The following is an 18,497-nucleotide window of genomic DNA, read 5'->3' as shown; positions in this document are numbered from 1 at the left end:
ATTCGCATAAATTATGGGGCAGCCGAATACGGCTGTCTTTTTTCAAATATACAAAGGCGCATGTGGTAAAATAGATAAGCAATTATCAAGCACGAAAAGAGTGAAATTATGCGGATTGGTTTTTTTGACTCCGGAATCGGCGGAATTACGGTGCTGCACCAGGCCTTGAAGCTTCTGCCGAATGAAGATTACCTGTTCTATGCAGATACGCAAAATGTCCCCTACGGAGAGAAAACAAAGGAAGAAGTGAAACAATATATATTTGAGGCTGTGCAGTTCATTGCCGGCCAGCAGGTAAAAGCACTCGTCATTGCTTGCAACACGGCAACCAGCGTGGCAATTGAGGAGCTGCGTGAGCGGTATGCTTTTCCGATCCTCGGGATTGAACCGGCTGTGAAGCCGGCTGTGCAGAAATGGGAGGTTCACCGCAAAAAGGTGCTCGTCCTGGCCACTAATCTGACGCTAAAAGAAGAAAAGTTCAACAACCTGGTCAAGCGGCTGGACCATCAGGATATTGTCAACTGTCTGGCGCTGCCGGGTCTGGTAGAGTTTGCCGAGCGCCATCAGTTTAATGAAGAGCTGGTCGGCAGCTATCTGCGGCAGGAGTTGTCACAGTTTGATCTATGCCAGTATGGTACGGTTGTGCTCGGCTGCACCCATTTTCCTTATTTCACTGATGTGCTCCGGGACTTGTTCCCGGAAGGCACCGATCTGATCTCGGGCAGCCTGGGCACGGCGAAGAACCTGAAGCGGATACTGGACAAAAATGAACTGCTGGAGAGCGGCAGCGGGGATATTGTCTTTTATCAGTCGGGGGTAAGGGTAGAGGATACAGGTACCTTGGAGCGCTACGGGCAGCTGCTGGCAATGATGGATGAGCGGTAGACATGTTTGCTGTGATTGAGCAAAGGCCGCTTTCCTGCTATACTTTGGGCATGTGAACGGAATAGGGGGTTAACCCGATGGCATTGAATAACTGCTCATTAGCTAGGCTGTCCTCATGCAAAGCCTGATCAGGGGCGATACTTTGCGTGGGGTGCGATAAAAGACAATAATTCAGTCGCCCAAACTAGATTTTATCGTTTCTAATAGTAGGCTTTGCACCGGTATGAGAGTAACTATCATATCTAAGGGGCGAAAACCTATGAATACACCATTTATTAGAAACCATCAATTTAACGTGATTAAGAAGCAGGCGGATTTCCTGCAGAACACGCTGCGGACGGTTGCAGACCGGAGAGTGCTGGAGACGGTGAGGTACACTGCGGCTGACACGGTGGTTAATGCTTTTACTGAACTGACTGCGGACCAGCGGGAGCTGCTTGAGCAGATTTCGGCCTTTGAGTCAGGTTATGACTTTCAGCGCTTTCTTGACAGTATGGAGCCGCTCATGGTCCCTTATCCGGACGTTACGCTGAAGCAGATCCAGAAGCTTTTTCCCAAGACCAAGAAGCTGAAGGTACCTGATCTGAGTACAATTGATTTCCGGTACATCACCTATCTGAGCTGGGTAGACATCGCTGCCAACAAGCTGTTCATTGTCTATCCGTATGAAGGCCAGTTCATTGGAATTGAAGGAAGGCTTCTACCCGTGAACAAGAAGGGATACTGCCTGTTCTGCAACCGGCATCAGGAGCTTGCCTTTCTCTCGGTGTCAACCAAGCCTGTGCATGCCTCGCAGGACAACATCGCCTCTGTGGGGCAGTATGTCTGCATGGACAATCTTGCCTGTAATCATAGCATTACGAGCACAGAAGCATTGGAGCGGTTCGTGCGGTCTGTGCGCAAGCCATAATCAGATTAAGAGACGGCTGCCCTTAGCGGGCAACCGTCTTTTTTGCATTTGTGTGACCATAGCGGTGCAGGATAAGGGTAATGATGTCTGGAAAGCTGATTTCCCATGAAGGATCGATTAAAGGAGCGATAATCCATGATCGTAACATTAACTGTGAACCCTAGCGTAGATGCCAGTACCGGAATTGATAACGTTGTAGCGGAGCATAAAATGAAGTGCAGGCAAGCGACCTATAAACCGGGCGGTGGCGGTGTAAATGTTGCAAGAGCGGTGCGACGTCTAGGCGGCGAATCTCTGGCGGTTTATGCTTCAGGCGGCCTGCACGGGCAGCTGATCGGCAGCATGCTGGATGAAGAAGGCGTGTCTTGGCAGACCGTACCGATCACAGGACAGACCCGCGAGAATCTGATTGTGCTGGAGGAATCGACAGGGAAGCAGTTCCGTTTTGATATGCCCGGTCCGTCCTTTATTGAAAAGGACTGGGAAGCCTGCCTGCAGGCACTTAAGGAGCTCGAAGCCGTACCGGACATGATTGTGGCCAGCGGGAGTCTTCCGCCGGGATGCCCGAAGGATTTTTACGGGAAGGTCGCGGAGATTGCTAAAGCCCGGAAGGTCCGGATCGTCGTTGACACGTCGGGTGAAGCGCTCCAGAAGGCCGCTGACGCCGGTGTCTATCTGCTGAAGCCCAATCTGCGGGAGCTCGAGGACCTTAGCGGAAGATCCATCAGTAACCACCAGGAGGCCGAAGCCGCCGCGCTAAGCCTGATCGATGAAGGGCGTACGGAGGTCGTGGTGATTTCCCTGGGAAGTGAAGGGGCTCTGCTGGTGACAAAAGAGGGCTCAGAGCATATCCAGTCACCAAAGGTAAAGGTAGCCAGCGTTGTCGGTGCCGGGGACAGCCTCGTGGGCGGGCTGGTGTACAGCTTATCCCAGGGGCATCCGCTCAGGGAAGCGGTCAGATATGGCGTGGCTGCAGGTGCTGCGGCAGTGATGAATCCGGAGCGCGAGCTCTGCAGACGGGAAGATACGGAACGATTGTACAGGGAAATGAAATAACAAATAACACGTGTGGTAATGCGTTGAGAGGAGTCCGGAATCCGGGCTTCTCTTTTTTTGGTGAGGAAGCATACATCCGCCGGCTGCTAATACAGCAATCTTGCAAAAGTACAGTAACATTTCAGTGTGCGGCGTGCTATCTTTGGGCTGTTGGATCTCAATATTCAGTTAAGAGGAGGAGGTTGCCGGATTGTTGTGAATACGTTTACATTGGGCGGGGTTGTGCAGGATCTGCCAGCATGGTTTGCTAACATTTAAATGAGGGAGGCGGAAGTTTTGAACAGACTGAAAAAATGGAAGCTGGCGGCCGTTATAATGGCCATGCTGACTCTGGTACCGGCGGGAGCGGGTAGTGCGGCACCGGTGCTGGAGGCAGTTCCTTTTCCGATGGATTCGAGCAATGTGGCCGGATGGTGGTCACCGCTTGCTACGTACGGGCTGGGGTTTGAGTATGCTTACATAGCTTATAATGCTCCGGGATCTATTCCGGGAAAACATACGGTTGCTATTGCACGACGGGACAATGACGGGAATTGGAGCAAGCTTCCGCTTATGGACGGGAATGTACCTGCAGAATATCTTGACGATCTTGGTCATAATCAGCCATCGGTGGCCAGAGACGGAAGCGGCAGGTTTCATGTGTTTGCTTCCATGCACAGTAATCCCTGGCGGTATTACCGCTCAGATACGGTGGGCGGCATTCCCCAGAATCACTCGGATGAACTGCCTCAGGGCATGACAGTAACCTATCCGGTGGTGACTACGGCTCCAAACGGGGATTTGTATTTAATGGTGCGTGCAGATAAAGATCCGGCCGGCAAAAGAGATGCAGTGCTTTTCCGCTGGAACAATGCCGATTCGGTGTGGACTCAGGTCAAAGTGATTGCTACCCACCTGAACCGGTCTGTCTATCCGGATGATCTGGTGTTTGATTCCAATGGGGATCTGCACATTCTGTTTGAATGGGCGCATTTTGCCGCCAGTCCGCTGCGTCATCAGCTGTCCTATTTAAAATACAGCCCGGCTGCGAACGAATTTACCAAAGCGGATGGAACAGTGGTAACAACGCCGGTGACTCTGACTACAGCAGACATTGTGCAGCCTTTGGCTCCTGGTGAAGCCTATGTACAGAGCGGGAGCGATCCGGGCGGACCAGGCGTTCAAAGCGCAAAAATGACTATCGATTCTGCCAATCGGCCAGTGATCGCTTACCGTTACCGTGAAGCAGGCAGTACAAGCTTTGCGGTCAAAATGGCTACTTACGATGCTTCAGGCTGGAACCTGCAGACCGTTTTTGACGCAGCACCGACTAATGCAGCTATAGATGTAACTTGGGCAAGTAATGCGGCAAGAATCTATTATGTAAAAAGCAGCGGAACGGACCGCGCCTTCATGGCAGTTCATACAGGCGGCAGCTGGGCTGAAACCTCGCTTGCTCCGGGCATCCCGATTGAGCGGCTTGCAGTGGACCGCAGCCCCAAGGGCATTGATATCCTGTATCTGGTGGATGTGACGAATCTGAAGCTTTATTATGGGCGGAATAACTAAGGCCGTGCAACGGATGGAAATGGATGATGCAATATAACTGTACGGATGAGCAGGGTGAGGCTAGTGAATTAACGGTGCTCATATGATGAAGGGCAGCTGATGCATTTAAGCACTGGCTGCCTTTACATTTTATATAGATCAGAACGGGATAGGGTATATTAGGAAAAACATATTTATCCATACGAAATGGAAGATTTTCCGGGTGCTATAATTTAATATAGTCATATTTATCCATGTTGATGAGGGCTTAGTACAAAGCTTAGGCTGCAGTCTTGGAGATTCACAAATCTGCCAACAGCCGTGTAAAGTGCAGGCAGGGATTGGATTCCGAAGTCTAGAATATAGTCGTAATCCCATAAGTTGGATATACTGATCATGGTAGAACCGTAATTAGCTTTTTTATAAAAGGAGTGCTGCTGATCATGAATTTTGAATTTGACAGTGAAATTAAGATGCTGGAAGGTAAAATGAAATGGAAAGTGATTTATTTCCCATACTCCGTTCAGGAATTATTCAACACCAGCGGTAAGATACCCGTACAAATCTCAGTGGATGGTCACAAGTTCGAGCATACCTTGCTGCCGTCAAAAAACGGGCATTATTTAGTTTACAATGAATTTATCCGCAGAGAAGTGCGTAAAGAGTTGGGCGACCAGCTTCATGTTGTTTTAACCAAATGTGAGGAAAAGCGTGAAGTAACCGTACCGGATAACATATTACAGACCCTGGAGGATCACCAGCTTCTGGACCAGTTCCTGGGTCAGCCTGATTATATCAAGCGGGAGCAGCTTAATCACATCGAATTGGCCAAAAAGGATGAGACGAAAAACAACCGGATTCTGGCTCTAATGAAGAAGCTTAAGGAGAAATGATAAAACAATCAAGAATAATATAATATAAGGATAATATATGGTAAAAATGTGCAAATTGATATTGAAGGGTTAGTTGAAATTGTGCGAATCAGCGGTTAGTTAAACCGGTAAGCCGGAACTGGATTAGAATTGAATTTCAATATAAGTAAAAGCATTAGTAGCAACATAAAACACCAAAAAATAAACAACAACAATCAAACAACTAAAGAAAATAAAATCAAAACTAAATCAGAAATAAAAAACAATACTCAGAAAAAAAATAATACAAAGAAGAAAGACATAGAGCACTTAAATTACATAATATTCACATTACTGAAACATTCGGATTCAGCCATAAAATAGCCTAAATCAGCCTGGTCCGGATTGTTTACTTACTACTTCTTCACAAAACCCGTATTTTGTACATATGTAGTTGGGTTAGATTTGGGGCTCTTCAACCAGCTTATATCTTTGTCATTACGACTGATGATTGACACAAAGTCCCCTGGTTGCAAACGCAAAAACTCCTCCCAAGTTATCTACCTATTTTACGACTGGGAACAACACTCTTAATGGTCTTTAATTTGACCCATATTATGGCCAAGTGCCTACATTGTCTACAAAAAAACAACTCATTAGGAGTTGTTTTAATAATCATGCTTCTTTAAATAAGAACTTATGTAAATTATCAATTCATATTTTGGACATTCAATGTATATCAGTGCCAGTACGTAGGATTTCTTTTTATGTTATCGCCTTATTCTATCTCCCCCTGCTAATTCGCTAACGATCTGCCCAATCGGTTTTGTCAGTAAAGAATACAGGATAGCCGCATTCTCCTTATTGCTCAGTATTTCTTTGGATTTGAAATCGACAGAGCCGTCGGCCTCTTTCTTTATGTCTGGTCCATGCCATCCCAGCGCCACAGCCATTCTTACGGCTGGTAATGCCCATTCGTCCGTTTGTCCAGCCAACTGCACATCCTGGAAGAGCTCATCCGGATATAATTGTCTTATCAATCTCCACTGGATTACCGCTGCCTCCTGACGTGATATGACCCGATCCGGTTGAAACTTGCCGTCAGCGGTTCCTGTGATCATACCCAGCTCAATGGCTGCCTGAATATATGCGGCATTAGGATGTCCTTCTATATCAGCAAATGCCATCTTAACAGTCTTACTTCCGCTTAATCCGCTACACTCCAGCGTAAGCCTTACATATTCTGAACGGGTTATCCCTGCATCAGGCTTGAAGCTAAGAGATGGATCATTCGGATAATAGCCTAAGGATTGCAGCATCATAATTGGTTCTGCATACGGATGAGCTTTGGTCACATCCAAATAGCCTGCTGTGTCCAGTCCCTTTTGCTCATATGCCAAAGGATTTAGGTTAGCCTCTTTTAGATAAGTGACTTTTCCGGTATCATCCCGCTCAAATCCAGTAAAATATCCGGTCAATTCATCTACAAAAAGATTGTCGTCTATCTGCTTTAATTCACGCATACCCAGATATGCATCATTGATAGTAAGCGTATTTTCTTTTACAGTAACGGTAGAAACAAAATTTTTCAAACGCAGATCAGTATAATAACCAGTGAATGGCTCGAGATCTGCGCCATTCTGAGGTTCAAAGGGATTAAACGCTGCAGGTGTGGCATATTGCGGAAAGAAGGTCTGGATAAATGCAGGATAGAACATGTTCCGCAACCCGCTGGTCTGATTGTAAGCAATAAACACACCTGTTTTCTGTTCAGGCATTAAGAACATATATGAGCTGAAACCCATTAAGTCCCCTGCCTTGGTTAGTATTTCAGGACTGCTGCCTGCACCAGGAAATTGAAACGGCGCTTCGAATCCATATGTAGTATCAGGAATATTCGGATGGATAGCTGAACGGTATTCCTGCATAGCCTCGACGGAGCTTTCGGCCAAGATACGAGCATTTCCGGTCCCGCCGTTAAGAAAAGCATTCATAAACATACCGATATCATTGGCAGTAGATAACATTCCACCATGCGGCATTACGGTTGGTTGTACTGTATACAAGTCTAAAGGGTCTCCTGCAGCATTATAGGCTGTTGCAAGGTCTTTCTTCAATGGTCCTTCCAACATAAACCCGCTTTTATTCATGTTCAGCGGATTAAAAATATGTTTATTCATATAATCCTCAAAGCGCTCCCCGCTGACCTTCTCTACTACCAGACCCAATAGTAAAGATGCGAAATTGTCATACATGTATGATGTGCCGGGTTCACGGACTACAGAAGGCATATGCTGATGCACATAATCCTCTATGGTCATTTTGTTCTCAAAATCGTAGCTAATCATTTCCAGACGGGAATCACTGGTCAGGAACCCCGAGGTATGAGTGAGCAGATGCTCTACCGTTACCGGCGTATTAAATGGATTCTCGAAGTTCATTGGACCTGTATAGATTTGAAAATCTGCATTCAGATCGACTTTCCCCTGCTCGACTAACTGCATTACAGCTACTGCAGTAAAAGTTTTGGTTACTGAAGCCATCCGGAAGACCGTTTGGACAGGATCTGCCTCTGTTTCGAGTGATTTGTCTGCATAGCCGAAGCCTTCTTTCGCGACTATCTTTCCATCCTTGACGATAGAGACAACGGCACCCGAGAGCTGCGCCTGTACCTCTTCGCTGTTGAAAAATTGTTGCAGAAATGCCTCTGCATTCTCTGCCGTTAGTTGTTTAGCCTGCCCGGAAGCAGAAACAGAAGAAAGCGCAGATGCCTGCACAGCAGGATTGATAATAGTCAGGGTTAAAACAGCGGCAAGACAGGTTAATATGCATATCCTGGTGAGCCTGCGAAAAGATAATAAATTCAATAGAATCACTCCTTTTTATATAAGGAATTATTTACACTGTCTGCTTACTTCCCGGTAATACGCCATATGCTGTACCAGCCAAATGATACCCAAAACGATAATAGGTAACGGAGCAAAGCCGAATATCACAGAATAGAGTACAAAAATTAAGATTCCAGCTAATAGCATTTTACTGGTAGCTTTATATGCGGAGTAAGCAGAACGGTAGACGATCCAGCGCTCGCCTTCATCCATATTGGCAAACAGCTCACGTTCAGCTTCTTTCTGACTGCCGGTGTTAAAATTTAACATTCGGTTTGGATAAACCTTGTTAAAAACTTTAACAGTACGCTTCTGCAGGTACACAGCAATAAACAGCATGACCCAACTGCAGACCAGGTTAACCAACATGTAAGTAGTATTATTGTCGTTCAACTGGCCTCCATCTAAAGCAAGGGCTATAGCAAGAAACAGCCAGATAATACTAACAATAGTGTTATAAGTGCTTATTTTGAGAAGGGTACTCAGCAGCTTCTCTTTCGGAGTCATTGGCAAGTCTATATCCTCATGTTCACCATTCATGGTATGTAAGCGAGAGAGACCTTTCACATTCCAAACCAATAGCACAAGGACAATGAACGCCAGTAAACCAAACAAGAGATCATATTCATACAAAAAGGAAATAGTGAAGTCGACATCCTGAGGAACTTTAATTAGATCTAGTGCCAACAAAGAGCCAATAACAGCCCCAAGCATCGCCCAAAGCATAATTCTCGTCACTCTCTGTACATTCAATTGTTTATTAGTTTTATCCATTACTGACACGCTCCTCTTATTACTCATCCTGAATTGAAAAAACATCTTCAACCAGTACTCCAAACACTGCAGCTATCTTCAGACCCAGCAGCACCGAAGGAGAATAGTCCCCTCGTTCAATTAGCGCAATAGTCTGCCGTGAAGCACCTACTCGTTTAGCAAGCTCTTCTTGTGATAACCGGTCCCTCGCCCTCAATTCACGGACTCGGTTTCCTAATTTACCCAATTCGTTCACCTCCTGGTTTGAATTGTACATAATTCGTTGCGAAATGTAAATGATAATATACAAAATGAATAGGATAATATACAAACATACAAAAAATATCCGAAAATTATGCAACTTTTATTCCAAAATGAGCCCTATTTTTCGTATTAAGGATTCCTTGCCCGGGGGTATATGTACATAGCTCAGGTACTCGACTGGAGGCAGGCTCGTTTCACTTCAGAACAATCGTGATAAAGCGACCGCGTTATGACCCCTGCGTAAAGACACAAAAAAATAAACCATTCTGATATCGGGTTTATTGGTATACTCGCGTCCACAGAGAACTTTATTTAAAGGCTATCACTTTATAGGTGTTGTTATAGCCTTAGTTGCTGTGCTCTCATCTGTCTATTTCTTTGCATCAAATAATTAATCTGCAATGAAAATTAGGTGAATTATAAAATATAATAAATAGGGCAGCCATTGCATAATTGTAATTGGGCTTAATAATTTCACGAATTTCAAAACAAAACAAGCACCTGGCGATGCCAAGTGCTTGTTTGCTTTGTCAGTTTATAACCAGCTCTTACCTGTGAGGAAACACCATCTTCTCGGCGTTGCCTACTTCAAATTGTACGGCTTCGTCGTAGCCGAGGCCCTTGGCCTTCTCGATCATTTCTGCCTTGAGCTGATTGTAATGCTCCTCGTTCTTGGAGAAAATCATCTTCCAGGAGTATTCCTTGATAATCTTGCCGATGCCGTCAATCTTCTGCTGCAGCTGCGCTGGTACGGTTACCGGAGTTTCGGTAGTAAAGAACGGCTTTGAAACTTCGATCATATTGTTTTTAACAAAATAGTCCTTCGCTGTCATGACGCCCGTCGCTTCGCGCCAGCTCTTCGTGACTGGATCAGGATCGTGATTCAGCGTGGAAGGCCAGAGATTATAGTCATAGGTCTCTCCGGTATCGGGATTGATGTTCGTCAGCTTCAGTGTCGTATTGTTGATCTGGTTCGTGCCGTCCTTGAACGTACCGCCGCCGAGTTCTGCCGGTACCGGCTCGGCATTGGCCGGCAGCGCCTTCCAGCCGAAGTCTGTTACGAACGGCTTACCGCTTTCGTCAATATCCCAGGCCAAGCCTTTCGGGCCGTAGTTGGATTCCATTACGCCTTCCGGAGAGTACAGCCAGCTCAGGAATTCCATGATCCGCTCAGGTTCTTTGGCTTTCGAGCCGATGGCCCACACGCGGTTGCCGCCATAAGGACTCTGACCGTAAGAGGTGACCTTTTCTTCTGCAAACGGCACCAGCGCAAAGCCTTTGCCCTCTGCCGTACGCTCAGGCGTGTTATACACGTTATCCACCCAAGGGAAATGCGAGAAGAATACTTGGCCGTCCTTGATCTTGTTGGATACATCGGAGAACTTCTGCGTCAGGGAGTCCGGGTCAAGCAGTCCCATCTGGTTGGCGTCGAAATAGAATTTCAGGCCCTGCAGATAATAGCCGTCTTCATCAAGCACGCCCTGCCATTCATCTTTATTCTGATGGGTCAGGATCATTCCCGCCGGGTTCAGGCCGTCGCCTTCATTGTACCCGTGGAACTGGGCAATGACTTTAGCCAGTGTCATATAACTGCCGTCCCAGTCGGACCAGAGTGAGATGCCGTAAGTCGGACGGCCGTTCTCGCTCTTCGGCTCGAGCTCCTGCATCTGCTTCAGCAGCGGCAAATAATCGTTCAGCGTCTTGATTTCAGGACTGCCAAGCTTCTGGTACAAATCCCAGCGCAGGTTCGGCCCGTAGTTCATCGTCGCTCCTTCGGATGGTCCTTCACCGGTCCCTACATCGAAGCCCACGCCATAGACAGAGGTGCCGCCACCGAACTGCTTTTTATTGGCTTCGATCGCTTCTGGCGCATTGTCCAGTAAGCCTTGCCCGTATTGCTTCAGCATATCATCCTTGGTCCAGTCCAGCAGCAGGCCGGCTTTGATCGCATCCTGATAATCCTTGCCGTTGGTGCCGAATACAACAAGGTCCCCAAGATCGCCTGAGGCCATCATTGTGGCAATTTTCTGCTGTCCGCCTGCCAGATTGGAGGCAATAATGTTCAGCTTGATATTGAACTTATCCTTGACCAGCTTGGCGAACCAGCCCGGCTGCTCACCGGCATAGTTGGCCAGCATCGAGAAGACATCGATCGTGATCTCTTCCCTGCCTGCCGTCCCGGACCCGCTGCCCTCCCCCGGTGCTGCGGATGAAGATGTATTTTTACCATTGTTAGATGAACTATTGTTGTTCCCATTGCCGCACGCAGAAGTAAATACAAGCGTTGCGCACATAACGCTGAGAAGTGCCGTTCCAAGCCATTTCTTTTTCATATTGCTGACTTCCTCCCCTTGTGTATACTGTTGGTCTTAAGCTTCCTCAGATTTCCGGGTAATTCCGCCTCACCCCCTTTAAGAACAACTCAGCCGATCTTAGCCTTTAACAGCGCCGATCATAATCCCCTTCACGAAGAACCGCTGGAAGAATGGATAGACTAGCAGAATTGGCAGGACGACGACCATGGATACTGTGGTACGGATTGAGGTCGGCGTTGCCATGTTGGCCAGGTCGATATTTACGGCCCCGGTGGTTTGCTTCATCAGCTGAGCGATCGAGGTGGCCTCGTTCATGTACCGGTACAGGATGAACTGAAGCGTGAACAGCTTCTGGTCCGTTACGAGAAACAACGTATCCGTAAAGCTGTTCCACTGGCTCACTGATGAGAAGATCGCGATGGTGGCCAGTATCGGTGTGATGAGCGGAAAGATAATGCTTGTGAATATCTTAAAATGACCAGCTCCGTCAATCTGAGCGGATTCTTGCAGGGCAACCGGTGTGGACTCAACAAAGGTTTTGACCAGAATGATGAAGAATGGCTGTACTATAGCCGGAAGAATGTAAGCCAGGAAGTTGTTGGTCAGGCCCAGGTGCAGCATAGTCAGATACCAAGGAATCAGCCCGGCGTTGAAGTACATCGTAATGACGAGGAACCGGTACCAGAACCTGCGGCCCCACATCTGCTTGGTGAACAGATAGCCGAGAAAAGCGGAAGCGGCAACGGTCAGCAGCGTACCGAGCAGCGTCCGGCCGAGCGACACCAGCGCCGCCTGCCCCAGACCGGGTATTTTGAACACATCGATATAGTTGGTCAGATGCAGCCCCTTCGGATAGAACATGACCAGTCCCCTGCTGCTGAGGTCGTTGTTGCTAATCGTATTGATGAACAGATAATAGAAAGGAAATACGCATATGAGCGTGATGAGGGCAAAGACGGCATAGTTAAAGAAGTGGAACCATGAGAATTTCTCTTTGACGGACATAGGGTCTCAACTCTCCTTTTTCAGGTCTGCTGGTTAAAAGATGCTGTCGCCGCGGATGACTTTGGACAGGGTGTTGGCAATAAACAGCAGGAACAGGCTGACCAGGGATTTCAGCATACTGACAGCGGTTGCAAAGCCGAAGTTGGAATTGGTCATCCCGATGTTGTAGACATACAGGTCTAGAACCTCGATATGATTCGTGTTCATTGCATTCTGGAAGACGTAGAATTGCTCCATTCCGTTATTGATAAAGTTACCGATTGAGAGCAGCAGCAGAACGAAGAAGGTCGGCATCAGGCCGGGAACAGTCACATGCCACATTAACCGGAAACGGCCCGCGCCGTCGACTCTTGCCGCCTCATAAATTTCCTGGTCAATGCCTGTAATCGCCGCAATATACATGATTGCGCCCCACCCTAAGCCCTTCCATACACTCCATAGCGTCATTGCCATCCAGGTATGGTCGTCGGAAGCAAGAATGTTGAGCGGGCGGGATATCCAGCCCATGTCGAGCAGGAAATTGTTCAGAAACCCGTTGTCGACCGAGAACAGCATGAAGGCGAAGGAATAGACCAAGACCCAGCTGATAAAGTTAGGCAGAGTGGTCAGAGTCTGTACTACCTTCTTGAACCGCGTGCTCCGCAGTTCGACCAGAAAGATCGCGAAGATCACCGGCAATACTGATGTAGCAATATTCAAACCGCTGATGGCAAAAGTATTGCGCAGCACCCGGATAATCTCCTGCCGCTGTACTTCATTTGAGAACATGGACGTGAACCAGTCCCAGCCCATGAACTCGGAAACGGCAAGCGGAATACCCGGCCGGTAGTCGTAGAAGGCATAAATCCAGCCGTACAGCGGGAGATAGGAGAACAGGAACGCAAGCACCAGAAATGGCAGCGCCATCAGGAACAGCTGGAGCTTATCCTTGCTGTGAGCCCTCTTTGGCAGCTTGGGGGTAACCGGACTTTGACTTGCAGGTTGAATGTCCATCGCTTGAGCCTCCATACTTAATTTATACTATAAGGGATATATTTACATATAATGCGCGCATGAAGTTATCCTCTGACCTCTGGAGGGGACGTAGCTCAGATTCAAGATCCGGCACCAGCTGTACCGGCGCCGGCCGTCAGTCTTTTATTGAACCAGCTGCTGCACTTCACGGGTAATCTGTTCCCCGCCGAGCCTGCTCCACTCCTGGACGAATTGATCAAAGGCATCCGGCGGGGCACCGCCCAGAATAATTTTCAGGAAGGCTTCCTCCTCCATCCGCTGAAGCTTGAGCCACTTCGTTTCCATCGTTTGGGTCTGTGTATATGTGGCGCTGTAGACCCCGTTGATCGCGTTATCGACTAGTGGGCCTCCACCGACGAGTAAGGCGTAAGCCCTTACCCACATGGCCCGGTCTGCTTCAGGGTTCCAGTACTGGATATCGTATTTGTCATAAGGCCCCAGTTTGACCGGACTGATGCTCTTGAGGTCGGCTTGCAGCATTTTGTATTCAGGCTGGTTGAGGAAATCCTCCGCCCGCTTCGTCCCCGCCAGCACCTGCCGCAGTGCTTTAACCTCAAACTCCGTCTCATCAGCCGGAGCATAGGTCATCCGCAGCGGATATTCGGTGGGTCCCCGTTCTGTCGTAAACGCCCCCTCGCTCTCTCCAAGAACGAGATTGTTGAGGATTAGCATTGCTGCCTCAGGATACTCGTAACCCTTACGGACGACCAGGAACTGATTGGTTGAGGTGCTCATGTGCGGCCGGAATTGCCCGCTGCTGTCCAGCGGAAGCGCATAGGCCTGCCAATTGGCAGATGGATCATTCTTGACAGCATCGCCGATAGCAGTGTAAGGCGCCCACCATGGTGCAAAGAACATTCCGGTCTTCCCTTTGGCAATGGGGTCACCCGGATCCTCACGCACTCCAGTTTCCGGGTCAATCACTCCGGCCAGGTACATCTCTCTCAATTTCTCCAACGCTTCTTTCGTCTCCGGCTGGACCGAACCATAGACCACCTTACCTTCCTTCTCCAGCCAGTACCCCGGATAAGCATTGTAAGCAGAGAAGATACCGTCAAACCCATACAGATTGTTGGTCGACTGCAGGAAAGTGGCATACAGTCTACCTGTCGACCCCGGGCCGGCCAGACCGATCGTATCCGCCTTTTGATTACCATCCGGGTCCTGCTCTACAAAGGCGCGGGCGATCTGTTCCAGCTCCTCCATCGTCTGCGGCCGCTGCAGATTCAGCTTGTCCAGCCAATCCTTGCGGAGCCACAGCAGATGAATGCCATCCGCGCGCAGCTGCACATTGGGGAGGGCCAGAATTTTGCCGCCAAACGTCACGCTCTTCAGGGCTTCCCCGTCGGTGCTGTCTACAATCCGTTTGATGACCGGTGAAGCATAGGTATGGTAAACGTCTGTCAAATCGGCCAGCTGGTCTGCCTCCACCATCTCCCTAAGCTCTACGGCCCCGACAATCATCGCATCCGGGAGATCGCCGCTGGCAATGGCCAGGCTAACCTTCTGGTTATAATTGGCTGGTGAAGCCTTAAACGCATAATCGACTACTATATTCAGGTTGCTGCGGATATTGCGGGTGTACTGATTGTCGACAAGTGTTTCACCCTCAAGCATCGCTCTTGTCGATTCGATCGTCGTACCGATTCTGATCGTGACCGGTTCTTCATATTTTCCAGAGGAACCGGGTAGCAGCCTGGAACGGGACTGCCCCACGCCAGGGCCTGAATTCTCCGCTCCGCGGCATCCGCCTGCAAACAGCAGCAACGACATAAAAGCAGCCAAAGCAGCGATCCCCTGTCTTCCCTTCATCTGACCTTCCCTTCTCTCAGTAATCGCACCTTGTGATCTGAGTATACATGATTGAAACCGCCTACATGGTAGACAGCGGTCTCGGCTTTGGGTAGAAGAATGGCGGAAGTTGGCGGCAATTCAGGACATTACTCCCCCTGTAAATCGGACATTTGTTTCCCGGAGTGAAACGCTTGCCGGTACTCGGTGGGCAGCATGCCTGTTCTTCCGTGAAAGACGCGGCTGAAATATTTCTGATCCGTGTATCCCGTATGCTCGGAGATCCATTGCACGTTCTTCTGGGTATATTGCAGGTAATCCTTGGCCTTATCTACCCGGACGGAGCGTAAATACTCGTTAAAGGTCATACCAATGATATCCTTGAAGCACTGGCTAAAATAGCTCCGGCTCATATTCACCTGCCCGGCTATTGCCGAAGCCGTGACCGGGCCGGAGAATTCCTCGTGTATGGCCTGTACCGCCCGGGCAATGCATTCTTTGACCTCTCCGGAATATTGCGGCTTGCCGATAGCGGAAGAGAGAGAGACTCTGGCTTGGTCCAGCCATTCTTCCACTTCATACCAGGCGCTGAAGGCCTCCGGCAGCTCCAATTGCTGCCTGGTCACAGAAGTATAGATGGGATTCCAGCCCTGCAGCATAGAATTCAGGAAAGTGGTTAGCCTGTGCGGCGGCAGGGCTGCCTTCTTGAGACTCTCCAGAAACGCTGCATACTCAGCGTTCTTATGCACCCAGCCCAGCGACAGCCCGATTTGCTTTAACTCCGCTGGAAGAACTTCGCTGGCCGTTTCGGAACGGGGTGGGGTACCCGGTGCTGCAGCCGGCGACTTCAGCTCGTGACGGGCTTCATAGAACCAGTTATAATTCTGACGGTCATCCTCCAGCATCGGAATCACGCCGCTCTTTGTTTTTTCCTCCATAATTCTCCCGATTATTCTGTCCATCACCTCATCATAGCTGTCCGTCTCCAGCTCCACCTTGGCGATATAATCAATGGCCCCGAGCCGCAGGCAATCCTGGATATATTCAAAATCCTGATGAAGCGTAAGAACGACAATTGCAATATGTGGATACTGTTTCCGCACGATGCGCATCAGCTCCATCCCGGACATGACAGGCATCGCCAGATCGGTAAGGAGTAAATCAACACGGTGCCCGGCCAGAAACTCCAAAGCCTTCTCACCGTTCTTGGCTTCCCCTACAACGCTCATTTGATATTCGCTCCAGGGCAGCATAGACATCAGCCCTTTGCGTACCAGATTGTCATCATCCACGATCAAGACGTTTATCATTCGGCAGAACCTCCATGCTTGGTAATTTCAGATACACCGTTGTGCCTTTCCCGAGTACACTGTCTATTTCCAGGCTGGCCGAAGGGCCGTACTGGTTCTCGATCATCCGCTTCACATAGCTCATCCCGATGCCCATACCCGCCTTCTGCTGTTCAACCTGTGTCTCCTGCAGCAGTCTGCCGATCTCCTCCTCCGAGATGCCGGTGCCGTTGTCATGCACAGATATAATGACTTGCCCGTCTGCCTTTACCACATCCACCTCTATATATCCTTCATCATCCAGCCCATGGTACAGGGAATTCTCAAGAATCGGCTGCAAAATAAACCGGGGAATCACCAGGTCCAGCACATCATCGTTAACCTGAATCCGCACATCAAAGGCGAAATCATAACGCACCTGCTGCAGCGTCAAATACTGCCGGATGGAATCAATCTCCTCTCGGATCGTTGAGACTGGTCCCCGTTTGCCCAGATTGTAATAGAGCAGCTTATTGAGCGAGACTACAAGCTTATCAATATCCTTTTGTCCGTTCATTACAGCCAGCCAGTGGACCGTATCCAGTGTATTCATCAGAAAATGCGGGTTAATCTGATAAAGCAGCTTCTCCACCTCAAGATCCGCTCTGCGTTTCTCTTTAAGGCCCACTTCTTCGATCAGGCCGTTGATCTGCTCCTTCATGTTTTGCAGCTGCTTCAGCAGAAAATCAAACTCAGGCACCCGCAGGCGCGGAGCGTCGGCAAGCGCCGTATTGCGCTGTGTGATGGACTTGATCTGCAGGTTGAACTGCTGCAGCGGAACGTAGACCATTTTCCATAAGAACCAAGAGATAAGCAGGCTGCTTCCCAGAAATAACAAGAACAAATAAACCATCTGAACGACCCAGCGGTTCTTCGCATTGTTGTATTCCTTCTGCGGAATCAGCGAGACGACGCTCCACCCCTGATTGCTTGTGCTCTCAAACCAATAATAGCCGCTTTGCAGCCCAGATCCCCCGCTATCCGGGCCGTCGTCGAAATGACCGTCCGTAGCAAAGGTATCAGGCACATCGCTGTAAGCAATCCGTTTATCATTATCCAGAATCAGATAGAAGGAGGAATCCTCAAGATTGTTCTCAAAAATGGACGGAGTCATCTTAAATCCTGATTCCACGTAAACGTACATCTCATCGGCAGCTCCCGGAAGTTCTACCTTGCGCAGCGCCGAAATGACATACTCGTCATTGTAGCGCTCATTGCTGATATGAGGGCCAAAATAGGAAATCCGGAAATACTCAGCCAGCAGCGGCAGACCGTCAACCTCATAATCCTCTTTCACTATGGTACTGTTGAACAGGTACTCGCCTTTAGACCCGGAATAGTACATCATGAGGCCGATCGTGGGATTGGTGAAGGAGATCAAATTAAGCTCCGTATTAATCTCTTCTGTCAGTACCGCCTTCTCGTACGGCTGGTCCGAGGAGAGGAGCGAGTCGACCTTCTTGCCGATGCTGCCCTGAAACGCAAGCTGCTGTGAGACATGGTTCAGGTTGCTGATCGTCCGTTCCAGTGATAATTCCACCTGCTTCAGATTGCTGCGCACACTGCTATCCAGGTTGCTAGTAAGGATTGAGGACATCGTGCGATAAGACAGAAGTGCCGCGCATAGGAAGGGAATCAATGTCCCCGTCGCAAAAATAAACATAATCCGCTTCTTCATTGTCGCTTGCTGCATGTAATGTATAATGAGCCTCAGCGCTCCCAAGAACCCGCCCCCTTTCTGCTTAATGCTCTTGTCTATTATCGCATCGATGCCCCGGCAAGAGAGTGTTATCATGCAAGCGCTTTTATAAAATGAAGTTGAATTCTTGTTTTCATAAATTCAAGTTCCGCAGATAATGGATGGTTACTGGCTCCCTTGAGCATGCTCTCATCATAAATATGAAGAATAG

14 protein-coding genes are annotated in these 18,497 nt (G+C 48.7%); 5 read left to right on the top strand and 9 right to left on the bottom strand.

Annotated features, from left to right (window positions below):
- Positions 1-108 precede the first annotated feature (108 nt).
- From murI to R70723_RS16745, 5 genes are all read left to right on the top strand, one after another.
- Positions 109-885 carry a glutamate racemase gene (gene murI, locus R70723_RS16765; RefSeq protein ID WP_039873572.1) on the top strand — a complete coding sequence of 259 codons (777 nt, stop codon included), beginning with the start codon at positions 109-111 and terminating at the stop codon, positions 883-885.
- Between the two features lie 259 nt (positions 886-1,144).
- Complete coding sequence (locus R70723_RS16760) at positions 1,145-1,795, top strand: FusB/FusC family EF-G-binding protein (RefSeq protein ID WP_039873570.1); 651 nt, start codon at positions 1,145-1,147, stop codon at positions 1,793-1,795.
- Between the two features lie 135 nt (positions 1,796-1,930).
- Positions 1,931-2,851 (top strand): 1-phosphofructokinase family hexose kinase, encoded by a 921-nt coding sequence (locus R70723_RS16755; protein ID WP_039873568.1) that lies wholly within the window; start codon positions 1,931-1,933, stop codon positions 2,849-2,851.
- A 276-nt stretch (positions 2,852-3,127) separates the two neighbouring features.
- On the top strand, positions 3,128-4,399 hold the full coding sequence (locus tag R70723_RS16750) for a BNR-4 repeat-containing protein (RefSeq protein WP_197071783.1): 1,272 nt from the start codon (positions 3,128-3,130) through the stop codon (positions 4,397-4,399).
- A 422-nt stretch (positions 4,400-4,821) separates the two neighbouring features.
- Entirely contained in the window at positions 4,822-5,271 is a 450-nt protein-coding gene (locus tag R70723_RS16745; protein ID WP_039873566.1) for a YdeI/OmpD-associated family protein, read from the top strand.
- A gap of 728 nt (positions 5,272-5,999) precedes the next feature.
- On the opposite strand, the gene R70723_RS16740 is transcribed toward R70723_RS16745, so the two are convergent.
- The 9 genes from R70723_RS16740 to R70723_RS16700 all read right to left on the bottom strand — a co-directional run bounded on the left by R70723_RS16740 (position 6,000) and on the right by R70723_RS16700 (position 18,310).
- A complete protein-coding gene (locus R70723_RS16740) occupies positions 6,000-8,096 on the bottom strand; it encodes a serine hydrolase domain-containing protein (protein ID WP_052421356.1) in 2,097 nt (698 codons plus the stop codon).
- 27 nt (positions 8,097-8,123) lie between these two features.
- Complete coding sequence (locus R70723_RS16735) at positions 8,124-8,891, bottom strand: DUF3169 family protein (RefSeq protein WP_039873565.1); 768 nt, start codon at positions 8,889-8,891, stop codon at positions 8,124-8,126.
- Between the two features lie 19 nt (positions 8,892-8,910).
- Positions 8,911-9,117, bottom strand: coding sequence for a helix-turn-helix transcriptional regulator (locus R70723_RS16730; protein ID WP_039873563.1), 207 nt, complete (start codon positions 9,115-9,117; stop codon positions 8,911-8,913).
- A gap of 565 nt (positions 9,118-9,682) precedes the next feature.
- Complete coding sequence (locus R70723_RS16725; RefSeq protein ID WP_039873561.1) at positions 9,683-11,467, bottom strand: extracellular solute-binding protein; 1,785 nt, start codon at positions 11,465-11,467, stop codon at positions 9,683-9,685.
- Between the two features lie 99 nt (positions 11,468-11,566).
- Positions 11,567-12,454 (bottom strand): carbohydrate ABC transporter permease, encoded by an 888-nt coding sequence (locus R70723_RS16720; RefSeq protein WP_039873559.1) that lies wholly within the window; start codon positions 12,452-12,454, stop codon positions 11,567-11,569.
- Positions 12,455-12,487: 33 nt separating this feature from the next.
- Entirely contained in the window at positions 12,488-13,447 is a 960-nt protein-coding gene (locus R70723_RS16715; protein WP_047171148.1) for an ABC transporter permease, read from the bottom strand.
- Positions 13,448-13,591: 144 nt separating this feature from the next.
- Positions 13,592-15,280, bottom strand: coding sequence for an extracellular solute-binding protein (locus R70723_RS16710; protein ID WP_039873558.1), 1,689 nt, complete (start codon positions 15,278-15,280; stop codon positions 13,592-13,594).
- Between the two features lie 128 nt (positions 15,281-15,408).
- Entirely contained in the window at positions 15,409-16,569 is a 1,161-nt protein-coding gene (locus tag R70723_RS32135) for a response regulator transcription factor (RefSeq protein WP_052421355.1), read from the bottom strand.
- Complete coding sequence (locus R70723_RS16700) at positions 16,544-18,310, bottom strand: sensor histidine kinase (protein WP_305954249.1); 1,767 nt, start codon at positions 18,308-18,310, stop codon at positions 16,544-16,546. Before R70723_RS16700 ends, R70723_RS32135 begins: the two co-directional genes overlap by 26 nt.
- Positions 18,311-18,497: the final 187 nt, after the last annotated feature.

Source organism: Paenibacillus sp. FSL R7-0273 (assembly GCF_000758625.1).
GTDB lineage: Bacteria > Bacillota > Bacilli > Paenibacillales > Paenibacillaceae > Paenibacillus_AQ.
Note: the sequence above shows the minus strand (reverse complement) of the source record. Positions and strands in the feature narration are given on the sequence as shown.

What these genes read in the sequence shown, in the direction of transcription:
- murI (WP_039873572.1), top strand. Translation starts at nt 109, where the DNA reads ATGCGGATTGGTTTTTTTGACTCCGGAATCGGCGGAATTACGGTGCTG.
- R70723_RS16710 (WP_039873558.1), bottom strand. Translation starts at nt 15,280, where the DNA reads ATGAAGGGAAGACAGGGGATCGCTGCTTTGGCTGCTTTTATGTCGTTG.
- R70723_RS32135 (WP_052421355.1), bottom strand. Translation starts at nt 16,569, where the DNA reads ATGATAAACGTCTTGATCGTGGATGATGACAATCTGGTACGCAAAGGG.
- R70723_RS16755 (WP_039873568.1), top strand. Translation starts at nt 1,931, where the DNA reads ATGATCGTAACATTAACTGTGAACCCTAGCGTAGATGCCAGTACCGGA.
- R70723_RS16735 (WP_039873565.1), bottom strand. Translation starts at nt 8,891, where the DNA reads ATGGATAAAACTAATAAACAATTGAATGTACAGAGAGTGACGAGAATT.
- R70723_RS16745 (WP_039873566.1), top strand. Translation starts at nt 4,822, where the DNA reads ATGAATTTTGAATTTGACAGTGAAATTAAGATGCTGGAAGGTAAAATG.
- R70723_RS16715 (WP_047171148.1), bottom strand. Translation starts at nt 13,447, where the DNA reads ATGGACATTCAACCTGCAAGTCAAAGTCCGGTTACCCCCAAGCTGCCA.
- R70723_RS16720 (WP_039873559.1), bottom strand. Translation starts at nt 12,454, where the DNA reads ATGTCCGTCAAAGAGAAATTCTCATGGTTCCACTTCTTTAACTATGCC.
- R70723_RS16725 (WP_039873561.1), bottom strand. Translation starts at nt 11,467, where the DNA reads ATGAAAAAGAAATGGCTTGGAACGGCACTTCTCAGCGTTATGTGCGCA.
- R70723_RS16760 (WP_039873570.1), top strand. Translation starts at nt 1,145, where the DNA reads ATGAATACACCATTTATTAGAAACCATCAATTTAACGTGATTAAGAAG.